Raw genomic sequence first — 19,483 nt, forward strand, 5'->3', positions numbered from 1 at the left:
GCAATTCCAATGTATAAGATAAAACTTGAAGATAAAGTATTGAAATATTTGCCATTGGTTGAACGAGTAGCCAATCGAATTACAATCAAAAATACTGAATATGAGTATGGCGATTTGTACGATATCGGAGTGATCGGTTTGATTGATGCCTTGCAAAAATTTGATGCTAGTAAACAAGTTCCGTTTGAAAGATATGCCATGATTCGAATTAAAGGAGCAATTATTGATGAAGTTAGGAAGCACGCCAAACTGTCGCGCTATAAAATGAACAGCATTAATAATTTATATTCGGCTAAACAAAAATTAGAACAAAAATTAAAACGTGAAGTGACTGATCAAGAAATCAGTGAAGAAATGAAGATTTCATCAACACAATTGAATGAAATTTATGAGAATATTCATTACTTGGCTGGAATATCACTTGAAAGTACCATTTTCCCACAGTCAGATGATTTTACCTTGGAGGATATTTTAGAAGATACCAATGCCGCCAATGGTGAACAGAATTTACTGCAACAAGAAGAAAAACAGGCTTTGATCATTGCAATAAAAAAATTAAATCAGCGTGAGCAGTTAATTTTAAGTTTGTATTACGAGCAAAATGCCACTTTAAAAGAAATTGCTGCGGTTTTAGATGTTTCTATTGCACGGGTTTCACAGATTCACGGGAAAATAATTATTAAATTACGCCAGCTGATTAAGGAGGAAATGAAATGATTAGAGGCCTAGATACGCTTTATCAAAGCGTCAATCTGTTAGAAAAAAGGCAAGAAAATATCAGTGGCAATATTGCCAATGTTCGAACTAGCGGCTACCAAGCAAAAGAACTTTTTCAATCAACATATCGTCAAGTTCAGCTGCATAACTTTCAAGGTGGCAACAATAACAATCAACGAATTCAGTACGATGGTTTTACATTTGGCAACTATCTAGCTGGTTCATATTTAAATCCCGCCAAAGGGGCCTTGCAGCAGACCGGCCGCGCAACTGATTTTGCAATTAACAGTGATGGCTATTTTCAGGTTCGAATGAATAACGGACAAATTGCTTATACGCGTAATGGAAATTTTCGCTTAAATAATCAAAATCAATATGTTACGCAGGAAGGCTATCAAGTTCTTGGGACAAATAACGGTCCGGTTACGGCGACTGCCGCCACTGGAATCCCTAATTTTTCGATAGTTTCATTTCCAAACGATGGAAATCTGCAAAGTATGGGCAATGCTTACTATACTAGTCAAACGGCTGGAACCCCAGTTAGAGCTCCGCAATTGGAACAGGGATCTTTGGAACAATCCAATGTATCTACTTCTGATGAGATGGTTTCGATGATCCAGACTTCACGGGAGTTTCAAGCTAACCAGAAAGCTTTGAGTGCAACCAACGATACTTTGCAAAAAGCTGTTAATAATTTAGGCAAAGTCTAGGAGGAAAATTTTAAATGAACGTTAATGATATTTTGTCGATCAGTCGAACAGGCTTAAATGGTTTGCAGAACAATTTAGACATTGTTTCCAATAATATTGCTAATTCAAATACAGTAGGGTTTAAGCAAAGAGATACCAGTTTTGGTGACTTATTAGAAAATTCTACTACACCGCAAGATGCCAATCTTGAAGCAGCACAACAAAATAACCTGGGAATGACAATGGGATTGGAAACACATCAGCAAGCAATTAATTTTTCTCAGGGTGGTCTTCGCAGTACGGATTCGCCTTATGACTTAGCAATTAGTGGAAATGGTTTTTTTGGAGTTCGGGGGGCCGATGGTCAGCTTTATTTGACACGTAATGGTGATTTTAGTCGTGATGCCAATGGAAATTTAGTTAATCAAGCTGGTCAAAGATTAGATATTCAAGCAACGGTGCCCGAAAATCAGTGGCCGCAAGGTACAGTTTCAATCGATCAAAATGGTCAAATTTCAATTGGAAATAATGGTCGTACTACGCAAGTTGGACGTGTGATTTTATATCAACCAGCTGAACCGCAAAATTTACAGGCTGTCGGAAATAATCTGTATCAGCTGCAAGGTGGTGCGTTGAACTCATCTTTAACAGGAGCTGCCGGATTAGGTACGATCGAACAAAATCATTTAGAGAATTCAACTACTGATTTGGCGGATGCAATGACCGATATGATTATGACACAGCGAGCATATTCATTAAATTCGAAGGTTCTGCAATCAACTGATGATATGTTGGGAACAATTAATGAGTTTTCAAATCAATAAAGGTTGGGATCAGATTGATTAGATTTGAACATGTTTCAAAATTATATGATGGTAAAATTCAGGCTTTGGAGGACGTTTCTTTTCAGGTCAATCAAGGAGAATTTGTGTATATCGTCGGACCAAGCGGTGCTGGAAAAACAACATTGTTAAAGTTGATGGATAAACAAGAAAATTTGACAACTGGTTCCTTACAGATGGGAAGTATGCTGGTTGAACGGATTCGTCCCAGCCAAACATATATTTTACGTCGCCAAATCGGTATTGTCTTGCAGCGTGATTTATTTATCCCTTACTTAAATGTGGCGGAGAACATTAGCTATAGTTTAGCGGCTTTAGGGGTTAATGATCCACAGCAGCAACAAATTAAAACGCAGAAAGTTTTAACAGCGGTTGGCATGACAGCTTATCAAAAACGATTACCAGCAGAATTATCAGTTGGACAAAGAAAAAAAATTGCAATTGCCCGGGCTTTGATCAATCAACCGCCGATTTTATTAGCTGATGAACCAACGGCTAATTTGGATGCGAAATCAGCCGTGGAGATTATGAGATTATTTTTTAAATTCAACTTGGGCGGCATGACAGTTATGATTGCAACTCATGATAGTACAATTGTTAATTCACTTCGTCACCGGGTTTTAGAATTACAAAAGGGAAAAATAGTTCGTGATGAGGATAACGGAAAGTATTCGACAAACTCCGACTCAAAAGATATTTATATTTGGTAATAAATTCGCTTAATTTCATAAATAATTTACCGATAGTACATGATAGGTTGCTATCCAAGTTTTTTTAGATTAAGGGAGTGAGAGTTAGAGTATCTTGGGGTGCATCTGCAACGTTTAACTATCAAATTGATAGAAAGGGATAGGATTATGGCAAAAAAGAATACTAGTTTTGGAAAAAAGTTTAAGTGGGGCTTACTGATACCAGTGGGAATTACTATTGTAGTATTGTTGATTTGTTATTTTGCAGTAATCAAACCGGTAGGCAATACTGGTTTGAACCACAGTTTTGAAATATTTTCCATTGTTTTGATCATTATTCATTTACTGTTTGCGCTGTTTGTAACTTCAAAGGCAGGGCAAAGTACCGGTCCAGAGATGCAGCAGATGATGAGAGTTTTTGATCAAGTCAGCAACGGAGATTTAGCGGGTGCTGAAGAGTTATCTCAGTTAAAAATTAAGAATCCGATTATTGTTAAAATCAAAAACAGTTTTCAGACAATTATTAATGTCTTTAAAGCTGTAATTGTAGGTATGAAGGACGAAAGTCAGCGTTTAGGCAAAATGTCGCAAGATTTAACGAAGACGACTAGCAAGACCAAAAGCTCAGTCGGCAATATTAAAGATACGATGTCAACGATTGCTGATTCAGCCAGCTCGCAAGCAGCTGAAGCCGAGCAGACTTCAAATGATATGAAAGAACTTGGCGGTAAGATCGAAAAGATTCATGCAGAGATTGAACGGATGAACGGTTACGCTGATACTTCGCGCCAAAGCAACCAGAAAAACTCCAAATTGATGGTCGATGTTTCACAAAGTTGGCAGACAGAACGTGATAACCAGTCGCAAATTGTCAAAGAAATGAACGACATGAATAAAAATGTTCAAAGTATTGGGAAGATCGTTCATTTAATTAATGATATTTCTGAACAAACTAATCTACTGGCTTTGAATGCCTCAATTGAAGCGGCTCGAGCAGGGGATGCCGGCAAAGGCTTTGCTATTGTTGCTGAAGAAATTCGTGATTTAGCAGAACAAAGTGGTCAATCAGCTAAGAATATCACCGAAATTATTGAAGCTATTCGTCATCAATCTGAACAAATGGTTACAGCTTTAAATGATTCTTACTCCAGCAGCGAAAAGCAAACAGAAACCCTTAATAATGCAATTGATTCTTCAAAAGAGGTTTCTGAAATTGTTAAGAAATTTGTGGAAAGTATTGAAACAGTTAAATCGCACATTAATGGTATTTCTAAAGAAAAAGACTTGGTGGCTAAATCAGTTAATTCAATTTCGCATTCGATTACTGAGACTTCGGCTGGAACTGAAGAAGCTACTGCCAGTATTGAAGAACTTTATCAAGGATTGGAACAGTTTGAAAAGAATGTTAAAGAAATCAGTAAATCAGCTGAAATCTTTAAATTTCAAGTGGAAAACTTCAAAATTTAGGATTAATAAAATAAAAGGGGGGATAATCAGTGGATCAATATGTAGTTTTCAAAAGTCATGATCAATTTTTTGCACTACCGGTTTTATTAGTAAAACGAATTGTTGAGACTGATCAATTTATTTCATTGCCGGATGTACCGGATTTTGTTTTGGGAGTATTTGAACATCAACAGCATATGATTCCGATTATTGATTTGCGGCGTAAACTATTTGGTGAATTTACACCAACAACTGATGCGACGAAAGTGATTTTGTGCGAATGGCAGGACCAACACTTGGGTTTGTTTATTGAAAACATTGTTGGCATTAATTATTTAGAAGAAACCAATTATGAGGCCGAGTTGTCGCAAGCTGATTTAAAACGCGGCTATATTGGCAAATTCTTAAAATTTAAAGATCAGGTAGTTATTTCTTTGAAGCTGGATTATCTATTTGATAATAATCAGTCGCAAGCCTTAACGGACAGTGTTGCAGAACTTGAAAAGTCTAAGGAGGGCGCAGGTGACACTCCAACAGAAACCGACTGAGTTGCGCATCGGGATAGCTGATTATAAGATCAGTCAAGCTCCTAATAATTTAATAACAGTTGGCTTAGGTTCTTGTATAGGAACGTTAATATATGATGAACGCAGTGGAATTGGTGGTTTAAGCCATATTATGCTGCCGGATAGTCGACCTTTTGAAAAGCGTTCAACAGTTAATGCTGCCAAATTTGCTAATTTGGCTTTACCAAAAATGGTGGATGAAATGAAACGGCAAATCCGTTTTCCGCATTTTAAAGCAAAAATTGTTGGTGGGGCAAATATGTTTAACTTTGATAATAATACGCAAAATGTTGGTGCACGCAATATCATGGCAGTTGAAGAAACCTTAAAACAGTTGCGAATTCCAATTATTGCTAAACATGTGGGCGGCAGTAATGGTCAAACGATGGTAGCTGATTTGGAAACCTTTCAAGTAATGGTCAGAATTGTACATCAAGAAACAGTTTATTTATAAGGACGATAATTAATGAAAATTTTAATTGTAGACGATTCTGCCTTTATGCGGAGAGTCATTAGTGATTTAACTCAAAAAATTTCATTCATTCAAACTGTTGAAATTGCTCGAAATGGTCAAAAAGCAGTTGAAGCAGTTAAGGATGATCCAGAAATTGATTTAATTTTGATGGACATTGAAATGCCGGTCATGGATGGATTGACAGCCTTGAAGGAGATAAAGAAACTGCGAAACGTACCAGTAATTATGCTGAGTTCACTAAGCAATCAGGATGTAACAATTGAAGCACTTGATGCTGGCGCGGCCGATTTTATTGAAAAACCGGTTAATTTGTTTTCGATTAAGCAGGAATGGATTACTGATTTTAAAAATAAAATTTTAATGGTCAAAAACAAATCTCAACAAACATTAAATCCGGTTGATCAATCACTTGGAGTAACTGATTTGACAACCGTTCCCGGGCAATTACCAACCTTTGTCCATGCAATGGTAATTGGGGCTTCAACTGGTGGTCCACGAACATTATTGCGAATTATTCGACATCTGCCGGCTGAAATTAAAATGCCAATTTTTATCGTTCAACACATGCCGAAGGGATTTACAGCCTCATTTGCCAAGCGGCTGAATCAAGAAACTACTAGTCAAATAGTCGAGGCCCAAGATGGGATGAGGATCGAACGCCAAGTTTACCTTTGCCCAGGTGATTACCATATGACACTGGAAAATGGGCAAATTAAATTGAATCAACAGCCTAAATTGCATGGTACACGTCCAGCGGTGGATTATTTATTCAGTTCAGCAGCTAAAATGTATCGTCGTAATTTAGTTGCTGTCTTATTGACCGGAATGGGTAGTGATGGTGCCAAAGGAATGGCCGATATTCATCAGTTAGGTGGTTATACGATTGCTGAAGATGAAGCTAGTTGCGTTGTTTTTGGAATGCCGCGCAGTGCCATTGAATTGGGTGTTGTTAATGAGATTTTAGATTTATCGGCAATTGAACAAAAAATCAATCAAATAGTCGGGTGAAACTAATGGAATTAAACTTTGATTTTTTTAATAAGTGGGTTCAAGCAAAATTGGGGATTAAGTTAACAGCTTATAAGCAGCGGCAAATGCAGCGCCGAATTGGTAACATCATGCGGACAACTGGTGCTGAAACGTTGGAAGAATATGCCCACATTTTAGAAACTGATGCTCAAGCTCGCAAGGCGTTTATTGAGCATTTAACAATTAATGTAACAGAATTTTATCGGAATCGCGATTTGTTTGAAGTCTTTGAACAGCAGCTTTTGCAGACGGTCATTCCTCAATTTCCCAATCCTAAAATTTGGAGCGCAGCCTGTTCCGAAGGTGCTGAGCCGTATACGTTGGCGATGATTCTTGAGAAGCATCATTTACTGGGAGCAAAAATCATTGCTACAGATATTGATGATGATATTTTAGCTAAAGCACATCAGGGATGTTATCGCAAGGATCAATTGAAAAATATCGCTGCAACAGATTTGAAGAAATACTTTACTGAAGTTGAAGGCGATCGTTATCAAGTAAGCAGCAGTCTTAAACAACAAATAACTTTTAAAAAACAAGACTTGCTGAAGAATTTGTATGAGAAAAACTGCCATGTAATTGTTTGCCGTAATGTAACTATTTATTTCAAACCGGAAATCCGTGACGAAGTTTATCGGAAGTTTGGTGAATCTTTGGTTACTGGGGGGATTCTGTTTACCGGAGCAACGGAAGCAATTAATTTTCCAGAACAATTCAATTTGCGTAAATTGGATTCGTTTATTTATCAAAAGATTTAGTTTGTTGAAAGGAGTTGAAAGTAGTGGACGATAATAGTGCGTATCGTGATCTTTTCTTTGAAGAAAGTGAAGATAACCTGCAGCAGTTAAATGATAATGTCCTAGAATTGGAAAAAGAACCAGATAATATTGATTTGATCAATGAGATTTTCCGAGCAGCGCATACCTTAAAAGGCAGTTCGGCAACAATGGGTTATGAAGTAATGACCAAACTGACTCATCGGATGGAAGATATTTTTGATCTTTTTAAATCAGGTAAATTAAAAGTTAATGGTGATCACATTTCATTGATTTTTAAGTGCTTGGATCGTTTATCACAGCTGCTTGATGATTTACGAGATGAAAAAGATTTGAGTGAAGATCAAATCAAGGATTTGATTGATGAACTTAATAAAGTAGAAACCAGTGCAACTGGTAAAGCCGCAGAAACGGTTCCAGCTGCAGCAGAAGCCGATCAGCCAGCAGCACCTAAAGCAGAATTAACTGCAACTTTTTCTAGTTTGGAAGATGCCGATGTTGATGTTGCCGAGAAAGCCAAAAGCGGCGGCCAGAATGTGTTTACAATTGCAATTCGCTTGGATGCGGAAACCTTGTTGAAGGGACCGCGAGTCTTCTTAATTATGCAAAAATTAGAAGAAGAAGGCGATGTAATTCATACAGAGCCGACAGCTGATTTGCTGGAAGATGGTAAGTTTGATACTGATTTTAAACTGGTTTTTGTAACCAGAGAGACACAAGATGACATTAAAAAGAATGTTGAGAGTAACAGTGAACTTGAAAAAGCAATCGTTGAGCCATTTGATGCTAAAAAAGCTGTAGCGGCTCAAAAAGAAGCTGAGGAAGCTGCTGAAAAGCAACCGGCCAAAACTGCAGCACCCAAAGCGGCAGCTGCTAAGCCGGCACCTAAAAAAGCAGCCGCTAAAAAACCGGCTGCCAGAGCGAAGAGCAGCCATCACAATGCTCGCAATCAGTCAATCAGGGTCGATTTAAGTCGGCTTGATCGCTTTTTGAATTTAGTTTCTGAATTGGTTGTTTATCGCAATCAGATGGAAGATTCTAGTCATCGCAGTGATTTAGAAGGAATTCGCGATTCGTTAGAGCAGGTTTCGCGGTTGACTTCGGAGCTGCAGGATTTAGTGTTGCGGATTCGAATGCAGCAGGTCAGTGTTGTCTTTAGTCGTTTTCCACGAATGATTCGTGACTTAGGACGAACCTTGCATAAAGACATGGATCTAGTTGTTATTGGCGAGGACACTGAGCTTGATAAAACCGTTGTTTCTGAATTAGGCGAACCAATGATTCATATGCTGCGCAACTCTGCTGATCATGGAATTGAAGATCCGGATACACGTGAGAAACTTGGCAAGCCGCGTAAAGGAACGATTACGCTGTCAGCTTATCAAGAAGGGAATCGTGTAATTATTACTTTAGAGGATGATGGTAAAGGAATTGATCCACAGGTAATTAAAGCCAGCGCAGAATCTAAGGGAATCAATACCGATGGAATGTCTGAGGATGAATTAAAGCATTTGATTTTTCATCCCGGCTTTTCAACAGCCAAAAAGATTACTGATATTTCAGGTCGAGGTGTAGGGCTAGATGCAGTTCAATCTAAGATCAATGAATTAGGTGGTTCAATTGAACTACGCAGTCAAGTTAATGTTGGTTCGAAGTTTATTATCAAGCTACCGTTAACACTCTCGATCATTCAAGCTTTAATGGTCAAAGTTGGTGCAGGTAATTTTGCTATTCCGTTAGATGTAGTTGAACGGGTAGTAATGTTGCATGATGAAGATATTGTACCAACAGCTAAAGGGGAAGTATACCGTTTTCAAGATACATTGATTCCAATCGTTCGGACAGACAAATTATTAAACATTAAAACCAAAGAAGGTGCCAAAAAATTTGCCATTATTGTCAAAAGTGATCAACAGTATTTTGGCATTTTAGCAGATCAGTTGATTGGACAAAAAGAAATTGTAATTAAAAAAATTGATCCAGTATTGCAGAAAATCAATCGTTATCAAGGTGCAACTATTTTTGATAATGGTTCAATTGCATTGATTCTTGATGTTAATGCTTTATGTCAAACAAAAAAAGGAACTAAATCATGAAATATACAGATTTACAAATTGATGGATTACGCGAAATGATCAATATCGGCGGCGGCAATGCAGCAACTAGTATTTCGAAGATGGTTAATGAAAAAATTGATATGAAAGTTCCCGAAGTGGCAATTTTAAGCTATCAGGAATTATACCAAAAAGTAATGGCCGACGATGATGAAGTTTATGGAGTTATCAGCAAAATAGTTGGCGAGTACCAAGGAGCGATTTTATTTGTAGTAACTGATAAAGCAGTTAATCAATTAGCAGATTTGATTTTAAAAGGAACGCAAGTATCGTGGGATGTTAAATTATCTGCGGTGAGTGAGTTGTCTAATATTATTGCTAATTCTTTTTTAAATGCTATCGGTAAATTGCTTGATGTTCAGTTGATTTCTTCACTGCCGCAGATCAAGAATGATTTTTTTGGAGCACTAATTAGCAGTGCCTATCTGGCGTTTGACCAGTATGATGAACAAGTAATGGTCATCCGGAATGAATTTACTTACGCTGAAAAAAAACTTGATGCCTCGTTATTTCTGATTCCAGAAAAGGGCGTCTTGGATAGTTTAATTAAATCGCTTGGAATATGAAAGGAGCAAGTAATTTGGGAAAGAAAATTTTAATTGTTGATGACGCGGTTTTTATGCGAATCAAATTGAAAGATATTTTAGAGAAAAATGGTTACGAGGTTGCCGGAGAAGCTCAAAATGGGCAAGAGGCTTTTGATAAATATCAGGAAACCAAACCGGATCTGGTCACAATGGATATTACTATGCCGGAAGTTGACGGCTTGGAATCGTTAAAAATGATTCGAAAAGCAGATGCCAATGCTAAGGTCATTATGTGTAGTGCGATGGGACAGCAGGGAATGGTTATGGATGCAATCCGCGCCGGAGCAATTGATTTCATTGTTAAGCCATTTGATACTGAGCGAGTAATTAAAGCATTGGATAAGGCTTTTTCATAATCTGAGGAGATGATCACAGATGCAAATGATTCTTTTTAAGCTGAATCAGCAATTTTATTTGATCTCGGCAGCTTCAGTTGAAGAAGTCATTGACACTATTGAGATTACACCAGTACCATTGGCTGCAAAATGGGTCAAGGGCTTGATTAACTTGCGGGGAGCGGTCATGACAGTTGTTGGTTTATCAGAATTAATCGGTGTGCCGGAGTCAAAAGAGTATAAAAATATTTTGATCATGAAAAAAGACGATAAGCGTAAAGGATTACTAATTGAAGAAGTTAGCGAAATTCTTGATGTTGATCCTGAAAAAGTAGTTTTAAATGATGATGCAAAAGAACAGAATAAGTATTATTCAGGGATTGTTTCATTTCCTGATAAAGTAGCTAACGTTGTTGATGTAACTAAAATGATTTTTTAGTAGTAAGGAGGGGTCAAGTTGGATCAGGTATTATCGCAGCAGGAAATTGACAAGCTGCTGGCAGCAATGAACAACGGCGAAATTGATCAAGAAAAGATTGAAGAAGAAGAAAAAACTCCCAAGGTCAAACCATACGATTTTAGAAGACCGATCAAACTTTCCAAAGAATATGTCAATACGCTGCACATGATCTTTGAAGACTTCTCTAAAATGAGCACCAATATACTATCAAATTTATTACGAGTCAATGTTACTTTGCAGTTAGCATCGATCGAACAAGTCAGCTTTGATGAGTTTATTCATTCGATTCCCCGAGTTACTTTAATCGGATTATTCCACTCAGCTTTAGCTGATGAAACACCAATGAAGGGGATTCAAATGGTTGAAATCAACCCGCAGCTTTGTATGCGTTTGGTTGAGCTATTGTGTGGTGGAACAGAGGTTGAAACCACTAAGAAGACAACTAATAATAATGTGGTTGATGATAAGAGTTTTACCGATATTGAGTTAGCTATTTTACGTGAAGTACTGAAAGAGCTAGGAATAGTTTTTCAAAATTCATGGAAAGATATTGTTCAGATGGAAACGGAACTAGATGATCTTGATACTAATCCGCAGATGTTGCAAACAATGTCACCAAATGAACCAGTGGTTTTAACCACATTTACCATGCAGATTGGCGATATGAGTACCTTCTTAAATATTTGTATTCCGTATGTCTTTTTTGAGGGAATTAGTGACAAACTCAGCTTTAAGAATTGGTTTGATTCTAGTCAAAAGCTCAGTAAAGATGATGAACGTGAATTAGAGCGAGGGTTAAATAATGTTGGCGTATCCCTTGAAGCTCGCTTAGGAAGTGCGCAAATGGAGATGGCGGATTTCTTGCATTTGGAAGTTGGCGATGTGATCAAACTTGACCGCAAGACGAGTGCTCCGTTAGACACTTATGTTAATGGAATACCATTTTATCAAGCAAAACCTGGTAAAAAAGACGGTAATTTGGCAGTTGAATTATTAGATAAGTTGGAAGGAGACCCAGAAGATGAGTGATAGTTTATCGCAAGAGGAGATCGACAAATTGATGAAAGGCGAAAATGGATCGTCGACTTCAGACAAACCAGCTGCAGATGAGCAGTCAGAAGAAAAGAAAGCTGCAACCGACCAATCGGATAAGTCAGCTGTGGTAAAAGACGGAGATAAGGGCAAATATGATGAAAAAACCAAACAGGATATTATTGGTGAAGTAGGAAATATTTCTATGTCTCAAGCAGCGACGACATTATCTTCAATTTTGAACCACCGGGTAACAATTACAACACCTAAAGTTTCGCGGATTTATTTTAAGGATTTGATTTCGGGTATTTCAACTCCCAAAGTTGCTACGAAAGTTGGCTTTAAAGAAGGTTTGATTGGAACCAATTTGATGCTGCTGAAAGTAAAAGATGCAATTATTATTGCTGATTTGATGATGGGTGGTAATGGTGAGCCTAAATCACAAGACTTTACTGAAATTGAATTAAGCGCAGTTTCTGAAGCAATGAATCAAATGATTGGATCATCAGCGACGGCCATGGCAACAATGATTAATCGAAAAGTTGATATTTTGCCGCCAGATGTTAAAGTTTGGCGTGAACCGGATAATGTTCATTACGAAAACATTGGCGGAGATCAAAAAATCTATGAAATATCTTTTTCGCTGAATGTTGAAGGCCTAATTAAAAGTGAGATTATGCAAATCTTCACTGAAGATATGGTAGATGATATCGCCGATGCGGTAATGTCTGATAAGGCAACCGTTGTTAAGGGTCATGATGATGATCAAGCGGCTAAAAACAATTCTAATCAAACAGCCGATGCGGGACAACAAACAGCCGAAAATAATCAGGCTGCTAGTACCGCGCAGACAACAGCAGGTACTAATCAAGCTGCTGGTAATACACAGGCAACTGCGGCGAAACCTAAACAAACAATTGAAGTCAGCAAACCGGAGTTCCAGCAATTAGCGGATGAAAAAGTACCACAAGGCGATAATTTGGATTTAATTATGGATGTTCCACTGAACTTGAGTGTTGTTTTGGGCCGGGCAGAAAAAAGTGTTAGAGATATTTTGTCATTCAACTCAGGATCAGTAATTGAATTAAATCATTTAACAGATGAACCATTGGAAATTTTATTGAATGGAAAATTAATTGCAACTGGTGAAGTAGTTGTTATTAATGAGAACTTTGGAATCAGAATTACCAATATAGTTTCACAACGGCAAAGAATCGATCATATGGGATAACCTTGGTTAAGATTTAATTATTGTAAAAAATGGCAGAAACTATTTAACTTTTGTGTAGTTGTCCGATATGATACATATGACAGGGAAAAGGAGGTCATTTATGATGAAAATTGAGGGCAACTATAACAATGAGATTAAAGTTGATTTGAGCAATAATCAGTTTTCGCCTAGCAATTCAGCTTATGCGTCTAAAGATGCTGGTGCTGAGCAGGCTAATGGTGTGACTTTATCAGCGACTGCCAAAAAAATTTTAGCAAGCGAAAAAAATGATCGTGGCTTTGATATAAATAAATTTAATAAATTAAAAAATTTGATTGCAACAAATAATTATCAGGTGTCACCGGAAAAGATTGCTTCGGGGATACTGGATGATATAAAGGCTCAAGGAAAGCGCTAATTATGAAAGAAGCTGAAATTGAGCGGTTGTTGCAGCAATTTCAACGACTGCTGCAACAAGAAAATAAGTATTTGATCAATAATCAGCCGGACAAACTCATGCCTTTAGTCGAAAAAAAGCAAAAGTATGTTCGGCCTTTTCAAGATTATACAGGGGAAGTAACACCTAGGATGAAAGAACTGATTCAGCAAGTGCAGACCCTACAGAAAGAAAACTTGTTACTAACAAAGCAAGCGATGGGATTTGAAGAAATGATGTTGAAATCAATTCGCAGTAATTTGAAGACTCCTGGAACAATCTATTCACCAAATAAAAGCAAAAAATCAGCCGATGGCATTTCGCTGATCGACTGGGAAGCTTAGAGGTTAGGGGGAACACCATGAGTTTATTTGGAGCATTAAATGTTGGTAACACGGGAATGAGTGCTAATCAAATAGCTATGCAGACAAGCGGCAACAATATTGCCAATGCTAATACGGATGGTTATTCACGTCAACAAGTCGGAACAGCTGAACAGCCGACGATTTATCAACCGGGGGTAGGTTCACTTGGAACTGGGGTTGATGTAACTGGAGTTAATCGTGTTGTTGATGATTTTGTAAGAACTCAAGTCAGGGATGCTAATTCCAAGTATCAATATTATCAAGAAAAATCAGATAAGTTAGGGCAGTTACAAGATATTTTAAATGAACCATCTGACAATGGAATCGTCAAGCAGTTGTCAACGCTGACAACTGCTTGGAACACATTAGCAAATGATCCGGAATTAGGTACGGCGAAGTCTTCAGTGGTGCAAGATGCTGGTTCATTTGCTGATTCGGTTAAAGAAATGGCAGGGAATATTTCTGATTTAAGTGATAATATTACTAGTACCTTAGCTAAAAATGCCTTGGACTTTAATAGTGATGTCAAGCAGTTACAAACTCTTAATCAGCAAATTTATAATTTATCAAGTGTCGGGCAGACTCCGAATGATTTATTAGATCAACGGGATGCAACCTTAAAAAATTTATCTGATATTGCAGATGTATCTACATCATTTGATAGTTATGGACGAGTTTCAATTAATCTGGGCAATCAGACTATTTTGAATGGCGATACTCGTAATACTTTAAGTGTTGTTACAGCTAATACAGGTGGCACAGCAACAATCGCTAAAGATGGTGATACGGTTGACGGTCAACAGCAGGTTAATGATAATTATCCGACTAATACGATCTTGTTAACGCAAACTGATACTGATGGCAATACAAGTTATAGCCAGTTAACTGTTGATAACGGAACAATGGGTGGCTTGGAAACAGCAGCTGGTGAAGTTTCACAGCGGATGCAAGAATTGAATGATTTTGCTGCAACGATTGCTAAAACCGTTAATATGGTTTATACCAATGGTCAAAGCAGTACAAGCGGCTTTTTTGAAATTGGCAGCAATACGGATTCATATGCATCACAAATGACCGTTAATTCTGCTTTAACTGCAGATCCTGATAAATTAACAGTCGGTACCAGCGGGGCTTCTGGTGATAACTCAATTGCAACGGCGATTGTTAATTTAAGCAACGTTAAATTTGATTATCCGATTACTGATGATCAATTGAATTCGTATGATAAAACAACCATGACCTTTGCCTCATCTGCTAGTGGAAAAACTTATTCGGATGCTTTTAATAATATAGTGACTAAAAATGCAATTTCTAAACAACAAGCTGATAATTTATCGGCAGCGCAAAATTCAGTTTTAAATCAATTGAATAATCAAGATCAGACTGTTTCTGGGGTATCGGTCAATGAAGAAATTACTAATGTAATTGCTTATCAGCGTGGTTTTGAAGCAAATGCACGAGTAATCAGTGTAATTTCTGATATGCTTGATACTTTGATTAATAAGACTGGGGTGTGATAAATTATGCGAATTGCTGACAATACAATGTATAATAATTTTTTGACCGGCTATGAGACCAGCACGGCTAGGATGCAAAAAACAATGACGCAATTAGCAAGCCAAAAGCAGTTAACAGAAGCTTCTGATGATCCTTTGAAGGCATCACAGATCATTAATTTAAGCACTTCAGTTGATCAAAATGCAATGTATGGTGATTCCATTCAAGACGGCATTTCTTGGAATCAAATGCAAGATTCAGCGCTTAGTTCAATTAGTGATATTATGCTGCGAATGCGTGATTTGATTCAGGGATCAGCTAATGGTACCAATGGATCTGACGTTAATAGTGCTAATAAGGCTGAAATTGAACAAGACATGAGTCAAATTGTTGATACTTTGAATACTAAGTACGGCAATAAGTATATTTTTGCTGGTGAAAATACAACAACCAAACCATTTGAACTAGAAAAAAATGAAGCCGGCGATATTACCGGTTTGACGTACAATGGGACCGATGGGGATTTATCACGTCAGATTGCTGATGGGGTTTCTGTTGATTTGTTTGCCAATGGCAGCAAGTTTTTGGCGAATAGCGATACAGGAGCCCAAGCGGCAAGTCTAGGTGATTATTTTAATAATGTTGTTACTGCGTTGAATAGTGACAATAAGAGCGAATTGGGAGGAACTTTGTTGTCGGATACCGATGCGTATCGGGATAACTTTGTCAATGTTCGGACACAAATCGGAGCTTTGACTAACCGTTTACAGTCAGCTCTAAGCCGTAACCAAGCGCAGTCAACCAATTTACAACAAAGCCTTTCAAATGATCAAGATGTGGATGTAGCATCCGCTTACTCAAATTTTGAAAAAGAAAAATTGACATACAATGCCACATTAGCCATGGGAACTAAAATCATGCAAACTACAATTTTGGATTATATGTATTAATCCATCTAAAACAACTAACTCGAATCCAGTTGGAATGTATTTTCAGCTGGATTTTTTTGTAGTTAGATAATTGTAAAATGTCGGAATAGGAAATAAATCAGTAATTAGCAAACGAGAAGATAATTTCTTGATTGCTTATAAATCCAAGATTGGCAATTTTGATATTTATACATGGTTTTCAAAATTATAGATTAGTTTGTTATGGAACATAGGTAATGAAAACCTTTATTTTACGCTTTTTATACCAAGTTTTTTGAGAAAGCTGCTATAAAAAATTGAATTGAAAATAAAAATATTTTGGCAAAACTATTAAACACCCCTGTTTCCGTCCGATACATATACACAGAGGGGGAAAACCTCAGAAATAAAAGAATCTTAATTGGAGGAATTAACATGAGAATCAATACAAACGTCTCAGCAATGACAACATTGCGTTATTTAAACCAAGCAACCGATGCTAAGAGTGATGCTCTTACAAAATTATCATCCGGTTCTCGGATCAACAGTGCTGCAGATGATGCAGCTGGTTTGGCTGTTTCAGAAAAAATGAAGGCCCAAATTGGTGGATTGACTCAGGCTCAAAGTAATGCCCAAGATGGTGTTTCTTTGATTCAAACTGCTGAAGGTGGTTTAAGTCAGATTCAGACCATGCTGGACCGGATGCGTGACTTGGCAGTTCAAAGTTCTAACGGTACTTTGGGAACTGATGATCGAAAAGCAATTGATAAGGAATTTAATGACCTTAAAGGTGAAATCACTCGAATTGCTGGTACAACACAGTTTAATAACAAGGATTTATTAGGTGCGGACGGTAGTACAGCTGCAACAACCTTTACTTTCCAAGTAGGCGCAAACTCAGGACAAACGCTATCAGTTACAATTTCAGCTATGAATGCAGATGCTCTTAATTTGACAGCTGGTATTGATATCGTTGCTTCTCAATCGAATTCTTCTGTAGATAATACTACAGCTGATATTGTTTCTGCAAATGCTGCAATTAAAGCGATTGATGATGCAATTTCAACAGTTACTAACCAGCGTTCAACTCTTGGAGCTACACAGAACCGTTTGAACTATGCTATTAGTAACTTGGAAACTTCTAACGAAAACTTGTCAGAAGCTAACTCACGGATTCGTGATGTGGATATGGCTCAGGAAATGACTCAATTTACCAAATCCAACATCCTTACTCAGGCAGCTACTTCAATGTTAGCTCAGGCTAATGCAATGCCAAACAGTGTTTTGACTTTGTTACAGGGCTAATTTTTCAGTTTGTTGTAGTATTGAAAAGTCGGTCGTCTTCAGGCGGGCGGCTTTTCCTACATAAAGAACAACATATTTTTATAGAAAGAGGGTAAATGTATGGCTAGCGAACATATTGAGGCTGTCAGTGGAATTAGTGGAGTTGATCAGGATTGGTTCAATCAAGCTGATTATCAATTTGATAGTTTTCAGGCAAAACAACTACAACAAACGATGAAGTCTATGCAGCAACAGGTTAAAGCAGATGTTTCTGATCAACAGGATAAACCTGAAGCTAAAACATTAAAAACAACGGTTAATAAATTCAACCAACAATTGTCAAATGATAATGTGGAAACGAAATTTAAAATTCATAAACGAACTAATCGGATTTACGTACAGTTAGTTAATCAAAAGACAGGGAAGGTTATTAAAGAAATCCCATCATCTAAAATGCTGGATTTAATTGGACATATTTGGGATGAAATGGGAATTATGGTCAATAAGAAAGGATAGTGAACATCTATGGCAAGTTTAACAACAGATGGCATTAGTTCGACCTTGGGACAGTATTCTGGGATAACGGCAAACGATATTATCACTTTGCTACAGTCAAGTGCAGCTTACCAAAATGAAACTAACGCACAAAATAAAATTTCTTCAATTCAAACTCAGGAAAATGCTTGGAATGCAATCAGCACGCAGTTAACATTGTTTTCGACAAAGGTTAAAGCTTTGCAGTCAGATGATACGTATCTCACTAAGGCGGCTACAACCACAGACTCTTCTATTGCAACAATTTCTGGGACCACCGCTGCTTCACAGGATACGTATGATTTAAAAGTTGATCAATTGGCAACAGCAACATCGATTACTGGGACCCGAATTTCGACCAGTAGTAAAACCAAGCTCGGTTTGGACGGAACTTTGACTTTAACTAGTCCGGATACCGATAGCAGTGGTAAAGCATTAACTTTTGATATTAAATTAGACAGTTCGGATACACTGAATACGGTAGCAACTAAAATTAATGCGCTAACATCTGATTCAACTGATGCTGACGGTCAGACTACTCAAGGTTCGCATATTCGTGCATCAGTTGTTGATAATCATTTAGTTTTGACTAGCACAACTTCAGGTGCCAAAACAATTAGTGCTGGTGGTGATAGCAGTGTTGTTGACGGTTTAGGTCTGGGTAGTGGTGCAACAACGACTAGCGGTCAGAATGCTAAGTTTGAACTAGATGGAATGTCAATTGAGCGTGACAGTAACACGATTACTGACGTTGTTGATGGAACAACTTTTAACCTCAATAAAGTTAGTGATTCGCACGTTACGCTTTCGCTAACTAATGATACTTCAAAAATAACATCTGCTGTTCAAGATATGGTCAATTCCTATAATACTTTGATGAGTACGATTTCAAGTGATTTGAGTGTTGGTGATCCAACTCAGACTAACAATACTACTGGGCCTTTAGCTGGCGACAATGATTTAATTCAATTGCAGTCAAGTCTGAGCAGCTTAATCACTAATCCTAAGGTAGCTGGATCAACAATGAATGCTAGTTCAGTGGGAATTTCTTTTGTTGATAAGAATGGTACTTTAGGAGTAGATACTGACAAATTGCAGGCAGCCATTAACAATGATCCGACAGCCGTTAAGAATTTCTTTTACTCGGCTAAAACAACGGCTAGTGGATTAGTAACTATTTCCAGTTCGGGATATAGTCAAGGTATCTTAGATTTAGTTAATAAATATCTTTCAGGTGTTACTGGTGCCCTGACAGCGAATAAAAGTATTATTCAAATCAAGACAGATGGTTACCAAAGCCAAATTAAAGATTTGAATAGTCAAATCAGCGATTTTGAAAATACACTTGAAATGCAAAAACAGCAGTACATTGATACATTTACGCGCTTAGATCAAGCCATGATGGAAGGACAGTCACAACTAAGTTACTTCACCAGCAGTAGTTCAACGCTTAATTCATCTGCAAATCAGAGTTAGCTTAGCTAAAACAGGA

At 37.5% G+C, this 19,483-nt stretch carries 22 protein-coding genes; all 22 read left to right on the forward strand.

Annotated elements, in window-relative coordinates:
- Positions 1 to 9 precede the first annotated feature (9 nt).
- The 22 genes from FC89_RS05720 (at position 10) to fliD (ending at position 19,467) form a co-directional block, all read left to right on the forward strand.
- Positions 10 to 717: a sigma-70 family RNA polymerase sigma factor gene (locus FC89_RS05720; protein ID WP_057871595.1), complete on the forward strand. Its 708-nt coding sequence runs from the start codon at positions 10 to 12 to the stop codon at positions 715 to 717.
- Positions 714 to 1,427: a flagellar hook-basal body protein gene (locus FC89_RS05725; RefSeq protein ID WP_057871596.1), complete on the forward strand. Its 714-nt coding sequence runs from the start codon at positions 714 to 716 to the stop codon at positions 1,425 to 1,427. Before FC89_RS05720 ends, FC89_RS05725 begins: the two co-directional genes overlap by 4 nt.
- Before the next feature lie 14 nt (positions 1,428 to 1,441).
- Positions 1,442 to 2,230: a flagellar hook-basal body protein gene (locus FC89_RS05730; RefSeq protein ID WP_057871597.1), complete on the forward strand. Its 789-nt coding sequence runs from the start codon at positions 1,442 to 1,444 to the stop codon at positions 2,228 to 2,230.
- A 14-nt stretch (positions 2,231 to 2,244) separates the two neighbouring features.
- Entirely contained in the window at positions 2,245 to 2,958 is a 714-nt protein-coding gene (locus FC89_RS05735; protein ID WP_057871598.1) for a cell division ATP-binding protein FtsE, read from the forward strand.
- A 147-nt stretch (positions 2,959 to 3,105) separates the two neighbouring features.
- Positions 3,106 to 4,404, forward strand: a complete 1,299-nt coding sequence (locus FC89_RS05740) for a methyl-accepting chemotaxis protein (protein ID WP_057871599.1) — start codon at positions 3,106 to 3,108, stop codon at positions 4,402 to 4,404.
- A 29-nt stretch (positions 4,405 to 4,433) separates the two neighbouring features.
- Positions 4,434 to 4,931, forward strand: a complete 498-nt coding sequence (locus FC89_RS05745) for a chemotaxis protein CheW (RefSeq protein ID WP_057871600.1) — start codon at positions 4,434 to 4,436, stop codon at positions 4,929 to 4,931.
- Positions 4,906 to 5,403, forward strand: coding sequence for a chemotaxis protein CheD (locus FC89_RS05750; protein WP_057871601.1), 498 nt, complete (start codon positions 4,906 to 4,908; stop codon positions 5,401 to 5,403). Before FC89_RS05745 ends, FC89_RS05750 begins: the two co-directional genes overlap by 26 nt.
- Before the next feature lie 12 nt (positions 5,404 to 5,415).
- Positions 5,416 to 6,432 (forward strand): chemotaxis-specific protein-glutamate methyltransferase CheB, encoded by a 1,017-nt coding sequence (gene cheB / locus FC89_RS05755; RefSeq protein ID WP_057871602.1) that lies wholly within the window; start codon positions 5,416 to 5,418, stop codon positions 6,430 to 6,432.
- A 5-nt stretch (positions 6,433 to 6,437) separates the two neighbouring features.
- Positions 6,438 to 7,211, forward strand: coding sequence for a CheR family methyltransferase (locus tag FC89_RS05760; RefSeq protein WP_057871603.1), 774 nt, complete (start codon positions 6,438 to 6,440; stop codon positions 7,209 to 7,211).
- Positions 7,212 to 7,234: 23 nt separating this feature from the next.
- The gene (locus FC89_RS05765) at positions 7,235 to 9,325 is read left to right on the forward strand and encodes a chemotaxis protein CheA (RefSeq protein ID WP_057871604.1); all 2,091 of its coding nucleotides are present in this window, start codon (positions 7,235 to 7,237) and stop codon (positions 9,323 to 9,325) included.
- Complete coding sequence (locus tag FC89_RS05770; RefSeq protein ID WP_057871605.1) at positions 9,322 to 9,909, forward strand: chemotaxis protein CheC; 588 nt, start codon at positions 9,322 to 9,324, stop codon at positions 9,907 to 9,909. Before FC89_RS05765 ends, FC89_RS05770 begins: the two co-directional genes overlap by 4 nt.
- Before the next feature lie 14 nt (positions 9,910 to 9,923).
- Positions 9,924 to 10,286, forward strand: coding sequence for a response regulator (locus FC89_RS05775; RefSeq protein WP_057871606.1), 363 nt, complete (start codon positions 9,924 to 9,926; stop codon positions 10,284 to 10,286).
- 19 nt (positions 10,287 to 10,305) lie between these two features.
- Complete coding sequence (locus tag FC89_RS05780) at positions 10,306 to 10,704, forward strand: chemotaxis protein CheW (protein ID WP_057871607.1); 399 nt, start codon at positions 10,306 to 10,308, stop codon at positions 10,702 to 10,704.
- 18 nt (positions 10,705 to 10,722) lie between these two features.
- Complete coding sequence (gene fliM / locus FC89_RS05785; protein ID WP_057871608.1) at positions 10,723 to 11,754, forward strand: flagellar motor switch protein FliM; 1,032 nt, start codon at positions 10,723 to 10,725, stop codon at positions 11,752 to 11,754.
- Positions 11,747 to 12,988, forward strand: a complete 1,242-nt coding sequence (gene fliY / locus FC89_RS05790; RefSeq protein WP_057871609.1) for a flagellar motor switch phosphatase FliY — start codon at positions 11,747 to 11,749, stop codon at positions 12,986 to 12,988. Before fliM ends, fliY begins: the two co-directional genes overlap by 8 nt.
- A gap of 100 nt (positions 12,989 to 13,088) precedes the next feature.
- Positions 13,089 to 13,385, forward strand: a complete 297-nt coding sequence (locus tag FC89_RS05795) for a flagellar biosynthesis anti-sigma factor FlgM (protein WP_162258270.1) — start codon at positions 13,089 to 13,091, stop codon at positions 13,383 to 13,385.
- A gap of 2 nt (positions 13,386 to 13,387) precedes the next feature.
- Entirely contained in the window at positions 13,388 to 13,747 is a 360-nt protein-coding gene (locus FC89_RS05800) for a hypothetical protein (RefSeq protein ID WP_057871611.1), read from the forward strand.
- Positions 13,748 to 13,764: 17 nt separating this feature from the next.
- Positions 13,765 to 15,285, forward strand: a complete 1,521-nt coding sequence (flgK, locus tag FC89_RS05805; RefSeq protein WP_057871612.1) for a flagellar hook-associated protein FlgK — start codon at positions 13,765 to 13,767, stop codon at positions 15,283 to 15,285.
- A 6-nt stretch (positions 15,286 to 15,291) separates the two neighbouring features.
- Complete coding sequence (flgL, locus tag FC89_RS05810) at positions 15,292 to 16,215, forward strand: flagellar hook-associated protein FlgL (protein WP_057871613.1); 924 nt, start codon at positions 15,292 to 15,294, stop codon at positions 16,213 to 16,215.
- 393 nt (positions 16,216 to 16,608) lie between these two features.
- A complete protein-coding gene (locus FC89_RS05815; protein ID WP_057871614.1) occupies positions 16,609 to 17,478 on the forward strand; it encodes a flagellin N-terminal helical domain-containing protein in 870 nt (289 codons plus the stop codon).
- A gap of 99 nt (positions 17,479 to 17,577) precedes the next feature.
- Positions 17,578 to 17,973 carry a flagellar protein FlaG gene (locus FC89_RS05820; protein ID WP_057871615.1) on the forward strand — a complete coding sequence of 132 codons (396 nt, stop codon included), beginning with the start codon at positions 17,578 to 17,580 and terminating at the stop codon, positions 17,971 to 17,973.
- A 9-nt stretch (positions 17,974 to 17,982) separates the two neighbouring features.
- Entirely contained in the window at positions 17,983 to 19,467 is a 1,485-nt protein-coding gene (fliD, locus tag FC89_RS05825) for a flagellar filament capping protein FliD (protein ID WP_057871616.1), read from the forward strand.
- The last annotated feature ends 16 nt before the right edge of the window (positions 19,468 to 19,483 follow it).

Origin of the sequence: Liquorilactobacillus ghanensis DSM 18630, from assembly GCF_001435235.1 — a bacterium.
GTDB classification, from domain to species: domain Bacteria; phylum Bacillota; class Bacilli; order Lactobacillales; family Lactobacillaceae; genus Liquorilactobacillus; species Liquorilactobacillus ghanensis.

Excerpts from the sequence above, each read along its gene's own strand:
- FC89_RS05720 (WP_057871595.1), top strand. The coding sequence starts at position 10 with ATGTATAAGATAAAACTTGAAGATAAAGTATTGAAATATTTGCCATTG.
- FC89_RS05725 (WP_057871596.1), top strand. The coding sequence starts at position 714 with ATGATTAGAGGCCTAGATACGCTTTATCAAAGCGTCAATCTGTTAGAA.
- FC89_RS05730 (WP_057871597.1), top strand. The coding sequence starts at position 1,442 with ATGAACGTTAATGATATTTTGTCGATCAGTCGAACAGGCTTAAATGGT.
- FC89_RS05740 (WP_057871599.1), top strand. The coding sequence starts at position 3,106 with ATGGCAAAAAAGAATACTAGTTTTGGAAAAAAGTTTAAGTGGGGCTTA.
- cheB (WP_057871602.1), top strand. The coding sequence starts at position 5,416 with ATGAAAATTTTAATTGTAGACGATTCTGCCTTTATGCGGAGAGTCATT.
- FC89_RS05760 (WP_057871603.1), top strand. The coding sequence starts at position 6,438 with ATGGAATTAAACTTTGATTTTTTTAATAAGTGGGTTCAAGCAAAATTG.
- FC89_RS05770 (WP_057871605.1), top strand. The coding sequence starts at position 9,322 with ATGAAATATACAGATTTACAAATTGATGGATTACGCGAAATGATCAAT.
- FC89_RS05780 (WP_057871607.1), top strand. The coding sequence starts at position 10,306 with ATGCAAATGATTCTTTTTAAGCTGAATCAGCAATTTTATTTGATCTCG.
- fliY (WP_057871609.1), top strand. The coding sequence starts at position 11,747 with ATGAGTGATAGTTTATCGCAAGAGGAGATCGACAAATTGATGAAAGGC.
- FC89_RS05795 (WP_162258270.1), top strand. The coding sequence starts at position 13,089 with ATGATGAAAATTGAGGGCAACTATAACAATGAGATTAAAGTTGATTTG.
- FC89_RS05800 (WP_057871611.1), top strand. The coding sequence starts at position 13,388 with ATGAAAGAAGCTGAAATTGAGCGGTTGTTGCAGCAATTTCAACGACTG.
- flgK (WP_057871612.1), top strand. The coding sequence starts at position 13,765 with ATGAGTTTATTTGGAGCATTAAATGTTGGTAACACGGGAATGAGTGCT.
- flgL (WP_057871613.1), top strand. The coding sequence starts at position 15,292 with ATGCGAATTGCTGACAATACAATGTATAATAATTTTTTGACCGGCTAT.
- FC89_RS05815 (WP_057871614.1), top strand. The coding sequence starts at position 16,609 with ATGAGAATCAATACAAACGTCTCAGCAATGACAACATTGCGTTATTTA.
- FC89_RS05820 (WP_057871615.1), top strand. The coding sequence starts at position 17,578 with ATGGCTAGCGAACATATTGAGGCTGTCAGTGGAATTAGTGGAGTTGAT.
- fliD (WP_057871616.1), top strand. The coding sequence starts at position 17,983 with ATGGCAAGTTTAACAACAGATGGCATTAGTTCGACCTTGGGACAGTAT.